This window comes from Bacillus sanguinis, from assembly GCF_018332475.1.
Taxonomy (GTDB): Bacteria; Bacillota; Bacilli; order Bacillales; family Bacillaceae_G; genus Bacillus_A; species Bacillus_A sanguinis.
This window is the reverse complement of the sequence record NZ_BOQB01000403.1, coordinates 1-7515: the sequence shown is the minus strand read 5'-3', so window position 1 is coordinate 7515 and position 7515 is coordinate 1. Positions and strand designations below refer to the sequence as shown.

The window sequence follows — 7515 nt, the reverse complement described above, 5'->3', positions numbered from 1 at the left end:
ATCATATAAACAAATATTCATATTAATTAAAGTAAACTTTTTTCTCAATAACAACATAAAACCCACTCTCAACTATTTTTAAGAGTGGGTTTTATACTATTAAAAAACAATTTTTTAATACCGCTTATAATTTATACTACTTATTATTTATTCTTTTTTATTGGCACAAATAAATCAACCTTTAATTTTCCTTCTAGGTCTTCTGCAACATTGTTCATACAAAACTCTAAATTATCCCTATCATAATCTGCACTATATTCACTATTTGGTAACCAAACTGCGTACATATATCGATACACTTCACTTAATTTATGAGGTTCATCATAAAATTGGTATAGAGCGTATAGACCTCCATCTACACTTTTAAATTGCACATCCTCATGTTGTTCTTTTTCAAAGTTTTTAGGTATGGTAACGCAAGCATCATGTCGGCACATATGACTTGCAACAAATTCAGGATTATCTAATGAAATTCCGATAAATGATCGCTCTGGTCGATGTAGATTATTTTCATTTGCCCACTGTAGTAACTTTTCCCAATGAACTTGTGGTTCAAAGTAACTACCAGTTCGTCTTATATATGCTACTTCTAATGGTTGTAAGTTTTTTATAACAACTTTCATATACATCAGCCCCTTAACAAATCTCTACTCAATTTATTTAGCCTTCATTTTCATATATTCCTTCATAAATAAAACAAATTTCATAATGGCATAAACATTAATTGAAACATAGGGCACTGTTTTCCAATTGATATTACATCACTACATTTCTAGAAGTTATACGTATGCAAAAATTTCATTTTAACTTTAAATAAAAAATCCCTGCCACTTTTATACTACATAACATACTGGAATTCCTTTTATTGTCCTAGCAAATTACTAGCATACAATAATTAAAAGAACTACTCTTTCAATTTATCATTAAATAAATGTAAAAAATCACCCTATTCATTCATTTTTCATGCATATGTATGTACATTTGCTAATTTATTCGATATATTATGTGTATTGAATGATTACGAAAAGCTTATTGGTCGCTTATACAACACCTTATATTTTTATATCCGAGAAAACTACAAAATGTATGTAAATCCATTTGTCAAATGAATTTAATGCGGAAGGAGGTTTGTGGTTACTTCATCGGGATATAATAATCAGTTTTGAACTGATAAAAATATAGGAGGCGACATAATGTTTCGTACGATTTCAAATTTCATGAGAGTAGCTGAGATAAGAAACAAAATTCTTTTTACATTAGCGATGCTAATTGTTTTTCGAATTGGCACGTTTATTCCAGTTCCTCATACTAACGCAGAGGTATTAAAGGTACAAGATCAAGCTAACGTTTTAGGTATGCTAAACGTATTTGGCGGAGGAGCACTGCAACACTTCTCAATCTTTGCTGTAGGTATTACACCGTATATTACAGCTTCCATCATAGTACAATTACTACAAATGGACGTTATACCTAAATTTTCGGAATGGGCAAAGCAAGGAGAGATGGGCCGTAAGAAATCAGCTCAATTCACTCGATACTTTACAATCATTCTCGCATTCATACAAGCCATTGGGATGTCTTATGGCTTTAATAATATAGCAGGTGGACAATTAATAACAGATCAAAGCTGGACTACATACTTATTTATTGCGACAGTTTTAACTGCAGGTACTGCATTTTTACTTTGGTTAGGTGAACAAATTACCGCTAATGGAGTAGGTAATGGTATTTCGATGATTATCTTCGCAGGACTTGTTGCAGCAATTCCAAATGTTGCGAACCAAATTTATTTGCAACAATTTCAAAATGCAGGCGATCAATTATTCATGCACATCATAAAAATGGTTTTAATTGGTCTCGTAATTTTAGCGATAGTTGTTGGCGTTATTTACATACAACAAGCCGTGCGTAAAATACCGATTCAATATGCAAAAGCTGTTTCAGGAAACAATCAATATCAAGGAGCAAAAAACACTCATTTACCTCTTAAAGTAAATAGTGCTGGTGTAATTCCAGTAATCTTTGCTTCTGCATTTTTAATGACGCCGCGTACAATTGCGCAGCTCTTCCCTGATTCAAGCGTCTCCAAATGGATTGTTGCAAATCTTGATTTTGCACATCCATTTGGAATGACACTTTATGTCGGTCTTATCGTTGCTTTCACATATTTCTACGCATTTATTCAAGTAAATCCTGAACAAATGGCTGAGAATTTGAAAAAGCAAAATGGATATGTGCCTGGTATTCGTCCTGGTAAATCAACAGAACAATATGTAACGAAAATTTTATACCGTTTAACATTTATCGGTGCGATTTTCTTAGGTGCCATTTCTATTTTACCGCTCGTATTCACGAAAATTGCTACGTTACCACCTTCTGCGCAAATTGGTGGTACAAGCTTACTTATCATCGTCGGTGTAGCACTTGAAACGATGAAGACGTTAGAAAGTCAGCTTGTGAAACGTCATTATAAAGGGTTTATAAAAAAAGTAAATTAATTAAAAAACACAGTTGGTTATTTTTCCAACTGTGTTTTTAATTCTACTACCTTTAATTTCCCCACCAATATGTCAACCACTTTTTCCAAGTTCACTATTTTTTCTTCTAAAGCTTGAATGCGTTTATCACTATCGCCTACATCATTGTTTTTTAAATTATTAGTAGAGCCTTTGAACTGCTCCCCTATTTCAGAAATTATATTATCGATAGTAGATTTTGATTTTTCACCATTATCGGTTGCATATGTATTTGCTTTCAATTCAAATTGCAGTTCATATGTATTTCCAGTTAACTCTTTAGCTATCTCTAAAATTAAATCTTTATAAGAATGCTCAACCCATCCTTGTTGGAATTCATTTTCAAAATAAATGATCAATGTATTTTCATTTATTCTGGCTGTCGTTTCTTTGATCCACGTTTCATATGAAGGTCTTGAAATTATTACTTGCATTTTACCTTTTATTTCATTCCAAATTGTATTGGCCTCTTCTTGTATGGAAGTAAGTGGATTATTTTGCACATGATGAATCTGCGCTATAGAAGTAGTATTTGATTTTATTTCAAACCAAATTTGATATTCTTTATTAGTAATTTTCTGTACGGTACTTGAAATTATATTTCTGTACTCCCCTTCAAGCAAGTCACGATGAAACGCATCTTCACAAAAAACTATTAATTTATTATCTTCAATAGTAGCATTTGTATTTCTAATCCACGTCATAAATGTTTTCTCTGCTAATTTTGGCCTTAATGCTTTCTTTACTTCATCCCAGCTACTAAGCCTTACTTTTTGAATATCTTTCAACTTAGATGGTTCGCCATTACATAGATCAAACTGAATTTCAAACGTCGTATTAAACATTTCTCTTAATGTATTAAATACTAACTCTTTGTAATGAGATTCTAACCAGTCACGTGCAAATTCATTTGGACAATAAATTATTAATATATCATCGTCTAAATAAACAGTAGTATTCGTAAACCAAGTTTCATATGATGGTTTTGAAATTTGCGGTCGAATTTTTTCCTTTACTTCAGTCCAATTTATTTTCATAATAACTCCCCCTCTATTTACAGTTCTCTTTCATATAGCTTAATAATATTACGACTTTCCAATAAATAAAGTCAATCCGTATCTTTTATAAAATGAAAGCAGCCCTATTTTATACAGGGCTGCTTCTTTATACAATTACATTTCCTTCTCAAATAATCTCCCTTGTTTGAAATAAGACCGGAGTGTGGATCGATTAGCTAAAAACACACCAACTAAAATGAAACAAGCACCTATCCCCATTGTAGGGTTTAAAGGTTCTCCTAATATAATATATCCTACAATAATAGCAATTAGCGGTGATACGTATAACCAAGTTGACGGGAATACAGGATTTGTTTTTGATAAGAGCCAATAATATAATCCGTGCCCACCAATTGACCCGATAAAGATAAGATATAAAATAGGCCACTGTACACTCCATGAAGCTAATACAGTTACGTTCGGTTGTTCTACTATGAAGGATACGATTAGTAGTAAAACTCCACCATAAAACATTTGAATACCATTTATGAGAAATGGTGAGACACCTTGTAAATCCGAAAGTATTTCTTTTGAGCGAATAGAGCCTATTCCGTAAAATAACTCTCCTATTATTAAAACAACACAAGCGATACTCCATATAAAACTTACTTCTTGGTGCATTCCTGGTAAAGAAACAAAAACAACGCCTATTAATGCAATAATTAAAGCTAGTAGTTGCTCCTTTTGTAATTTTGTCTTATTTCTCTTTGCTTGTAATAACAAAATCATCATAGGTCCCGTAGCAGAAAGCACAGCAGCTAACCCTGAAGAAATATATTGTTCCGCCCAGTACAATGTAGCGAATGTCATAAACGTTAAGCAAAAACCAGCATACATAATACGCTTCGAAAATACATATGGCATAATTTCTTTTCGCTTTAATTTAAATATAAACATCAAGATCACGCCTGCTAAAAAGAAACGAATGCCCGCCGGAAATAATGGAGGCGCTCCTGCCTCAATCCCAATTTTTATCGTTAAAAATGTTGTTCCGAAAATAATACATACTAAAATATAATTGAAAATAACCATTTTTCTTCCTCCTTTTTACCCTTAATATGAGTATAGAAGGTGTGGTGTATAACAGTGTAACTATGTATATAACAGTTGCCTAAAATCGTAGTTGATTCTCTTTAAATTTTTCGCTTTAATTAAATAAAAACGAAAAGGTGAAACCATGAAGATTGTCCTTCGTAAAGAATCCAACATACCGTATTATCAGCAAATATATATGCAAATTGTTGAAAGAGTACAAAGTGGCATGCTCTCGCATGGTGACTCCCTTCCATCTTTACGCTCTATGGCTGAAGATTTGCAGATTAGCCTATTAACTGTTCGTAAGGCATATAAGCAATTAGAAAAGAAAGAATATATTCGCATTAAGCAAGGAAAAGGTGCTTATATACATAAACATGGAAAGAGAGATTTCAAACCAATTCCGTATAAATGGCAACAAACAAAAACAATTAATGTTATGCGATCTCAATATGCAATAAATCAGCACCGGAAATATTACGATTTTTCACAAGCGGTTTTATATCCTCGCTTATTACCAAATCCATTCTTGGCAGACGAAATGCATAAAATACTGAATAAAGACCAGATGATCCTAGCAACTTATGGGCCAATTCAAGGTGATTATGAACTGCGAGTTGAAATAGCAAATTATTTACATGAACACCAGCAATTACTGACAAAACCATCTCAATTATTAATTACAAGCGGAGCACAACAAGGAATTGATTTAATTGCCCAAACATTATTAAAGCCTGGTGATATTGTATTAGTGGAAAGTCCTTGTTATAGTGCTGCTCTTGATATTTTCATCAATAAAGGTGCTCAAATTATACCTATTTCTCTTGATAATCATGGAATTCGCTCCGACTTAATCGATGATATTTGTCAAAGTAAAAATCCTGCTTTATTGTATACGAATCCAACTTTCCAGAACCCAACAGGTACAGTAATGAGTAAAGAACGGAGAATGGAACTGATAGAACTAGCAGAGCTATATGAATTTTTTATAATTGAAGATGATTCTTTCGGAGAAATATATTTTGAGGGCGCGACTGTTCCCCCTCCTATCAAAATTTTTGATACAAACGGCCACGTAATATATATAAAAGGATTTAGTAAAACGTTAGCACCTGGACTGCGTATCGCCTCGCTTATTGCTGATGGACCTATTTTCGAATGGTTATATGCTGTAAAAGGTTCTATGGATATCGGTAGTCCTTTATTAACACAAAAAGCACTTCTACCGTTTTTACGTGCAGAACGTATGAAAAATCATTTAGAAAAATTACGTACCGCTTTACAAATTAGACGTGATATAACTATTGATATGTTATCACCACTTAAAGTAATAAGATTTGACATACCAAATGGTGGCTTTAATTTATGGGTTACACTTCCTGATTCGATAGATCCCTTTACCTTATTACAAAAAGCAAATGAAGTAGATGTCTCTTTTTTACCAGGAACAGCTTGTCTATTAAATAACGATATAAATAATAACCAATTAAGAATTAGCTATTCTATGCTAAATGAAAAAGATATGTTAATTGGTTTAGAAAAATTACATGATACAATACGAAACTATAAGCTATAGAAGCATATGCACAATATCTTTAAGCTAAAAAGTAAATACCCCAAAATATTTTTGTTTTGGGGTATAATAAAATTTTGAAGCATGCTAAATCATTTTTATATAAATACTTTTTTATTCAACTTTCATTACAATCTTACCTCTAGCATGTTTACCTTCACTCAAAATATGAGCTTCTCTAATTCCTTCTTCATTAAACGGCACAATCTTACTTACAATAGGTTTAATTTTTCCCTCTACAATTAAATTTGATAATTCTTCTAGTTGCTTTCCATTTGGTTTTAGCCATAAAAAACCTGATTTTATCCCTTTTGCTTTTTGAATTGGCTCATGAACAATTGAAACGAAAACACCGCCAGGTTTTATAACTTGAAAACTTTTTTCTTGTACTTCGCCACCTATTGTATCTAACACAATATCAAAATCTGATAGTAGTTCTTCAAATTTGTCTTTTTTATAATCAATAACAAGATCTGCTCCTAAAAACTTTAAAAACTCTTCATTCTTACTACTCGCAGTTGTCGCAACAAAAGCTCCAAATGTTTTTGCAATTTGGATTGCCAAACTTCCAACTCCACCAGCACCCGCATGAATGAGTACTCGGTCATGTTCTTTTATTTGTGCATAATCTACAAGACTTTGCCACGCTGTAAGTCCTGCAAGAGGAATAGAAGCTGCCTCCTCGAAACTTAGATTAGTAGGCATATAGGATACTAAATCCGATTTTACTGTAATGAATTCAGCATAAGAGCCCTGTCCTATATTTTCAGGTTTCGTAAACACCTTATCTCCTATTTTGAATTCCTCTACTTCTTTCCCAACTTTTTCAATAACTCCAGCTGCATCTAACCCTAAAATGAGTGGAAATGAAAATCGTAACTGCTCTTGTAAGTCTCCCTTTCTAATTTTCCAATCAACAGGATTAACAGATGTTGCGAGAATACGTATTAATACCTCATTATCTTTAACAACCGGTTTTAAAACTTGTCTTTCTTTTAATTCTTCAACACTACCATATTGATCTATAACAATTGCTTTCATTTCCATTCCTCCTTGCTGTTTATTTTAATAACTTACAAATATTTCTCAAAATTTTTTGCCTTGAATTATCATAAACTTATTCTTGGAGGTAAATACGTAAGAAACATGATGAATTCCAAAATGAATCTTACACACACCTTAGAATTATTCAAAACTATATTTTTAATTACATTCAAAAGAAATGGGGATAATTTTATGACTGAAAAGATATTTAAAATAAACGGGATTGATATATGTACAGAACGCTTTGGGAATCCTAAAGACCCAGCTATTTTATTAATTATGGGTGCTA

6 protein-coding genes and 1 pseudogene are annotated in these 7515 nt (G+C 32.3%); 3 read left to right on the top strand and 4 right to left on the bottom strand.

The window, feature by feature from the left end; genetic code table 11:
* Positions 1-143: 143 nt before the first annotated feature.
* Positions 144-623: an AraC family transcriptional regulator gene (locus KI369_RS26830; RefSeq protein WP_212958576.1), complete on the bottom strand. Its 480-nt coding sequence runs from the start codon at positions 621-623 to the stop codon at positions 144-146.
* A 570-nt stretch (positions 624-1193) separates the two neighbouring features.
* Between KI369_RS26830 and secY the strand changes: the two genes are divergently transcribed.
* Positions 1194-2498: a preprotein translocase subunit SecY gene (secY, locus tag KI369_RS26825; protein WP_000490104.1), complete on the top strand. Its 1305-nt coding sequence runs from the start codon at positions 1194-1196 to the stop codon at positions 2496-2498.
* A 17-nt stretch (positions 2499-2515) separates the two neighbouring features.
* On the opposite strand, the gene KI369_RS26820 is transcribed toward secY, so the two are convergent.
* The gene (locus KI369_RS26820) at positions 2516-3553 is read right to left on the bottom strand and encodes a DnaA N-terminal domain-containing protein (protein ID WP_212958574.1); all 1038 of its coding nucleotides are present in this window, start codon (positions 3551-3553) and stop codon (positions 2516-2518) included.
* 135 nt (positions 3554-3688) lie between these two features.
* The gene (locus KI369_RS26815; protein ID WP_212958571.1) at positions 3689-4606 is read right to left on the bottom strand and encodes a DMT family transporter; all 918 of its coding nucleotides are present in this window, start codon (positions 4604-4606) and stop codon (positions 3689-3691) included.
* 145 nt (positions 4607-4751) lie between these two features.
* On the opposite strand from KI369_RS26815, the gene pdxR reads away from it, so the two are divergent.
* Entirely contained in the window at positions 4752-6185 is a 1434-nt protein-coding gene (pdxR, locus tag KI369_RS26810; RefSeq protein ID WP_212958569.1) for a MocR-like pyridoxine biosynthesis transcription factor PdxR, read from the top strand.
* 111 nt (positions 6186-6296) lie between these two features.
* Here pdxR and KI369_RS26805 read toward each other — a convergent pair whose 3' ends face one another.
* Entirely contained in the window at positions 6297-7223 is a 927-nt protein-coding gene (locus KI369_RS26805; RefSeq protein ID WP_212958567.1) for an NADP-dependent oxidoreductase, read from the bottom strand.
* A gap of 78 nt (positions 7224-7301) precedes the next feature.
* On the opposite strand from KI369_RS26805, the pseudogene KI369_RS29590 reads away from it, so the two are divergent.
* Positions 7302-7515 (top strand): annotated as a pseudogene (locus KI369_RS29590) (alpha/beta fold macrolide esterase); the annotation flags it as partial.

Coding starts and splice junctions, on each gene's coding strand:
- pdxR (WP_212958569.1), top strand. CDS start 4,752: ATGAAGATTGTCCTTCGTAAAGAATCCAACATACCGTATTATCAGCAA.
- KI369_RS26815 (WP_212958571.1), bottom strand. CDS start 4,606: ATGGTTATTTTCAATTATATTTTAGTATGTATTATTTTCGGAACAACA.
- KI369_RS26805 (WP_212958567.1), bottom strand. CDS start 7,223: ATGAAAGCAATTGTTATAGATCAATATGGTAGTGTTGAAGAATTAAAA.
- KI369_RS26830 (WP_212958576.1), bottom strand. CDS start 623: ATGAAAGTTGTTATAAAAAACTTACAACCATTAGAAGTAGCATATATA.
- KI369_RS26820 (WP_212958574.1), bottom strand. CDS start 3,553: ATGAAAATAAATTGGACTGAAGTAAAGGAAAAAATTCGACCGCAAATT.
- secY (WP_000490104.1), top strand. CDS start 1,194: ATGTTTCGTACGATTTCAAATTTCATGAGAGTAGCTGAGATAAGAAAC.